Here is a 432-nt window from a genome sequence, read left to right on the forward strand (position 1 = left end):
CGTAGTTGGCCAGACAGGCCAACTACCTCGCTCAGTCACACCCGGTTCCTCCGAGCACTGAGCGCGCATCTGGCCGGACGGGCCAAGTGGGGTGCCGCGTGCCTGGACGCCGTGGTGTCGGAGGGTGCGTCTAGGTTGATCCGCAAGATCACTGGCGGACGGCGTCAGGGGTATGCGGAACGCTCATGGGGGTTTGTCGTGCGTTGGTGGGACAGAAAGCCCGAGGAGAGGGCGACGTGGCGGCTTGAGCCATTGGTGAAGGTGGGGCCGCTGCGGTTCGGCATGAACCCGGACGAGGTGGCATCAGCCCTGGACGGAGCGGTTGCCCACGTTTCGCAGGGGTTGGGAAGTGGCATGGGCTGGGGCCGATACTCGAAATGGGGCGTGACCGCGGTCTACGGTGAGAACAACGGCTTGGTCGCCGTATCGATC

The 432-nt window shown here is 65.3% G+C and carries 1 pseudogene; it reads left to right on the top strand.

The features are described from left to right. Positions 1–135: 135 nt before the first annotated feature. Positions 136–432: pseudogene (locus RNB18_RS52500) on the top strand (hypothetical protein); the annotation flags it as partial.

Source organism: Streptomyces doebereineriae (assembly GCF_031845645.1).
Lineage (GTDB): Bacteria > Actinomycetota > Actinomycetes > Streptomycetales > Streptomycetaceae > Streptomyces > Streptomyces canus.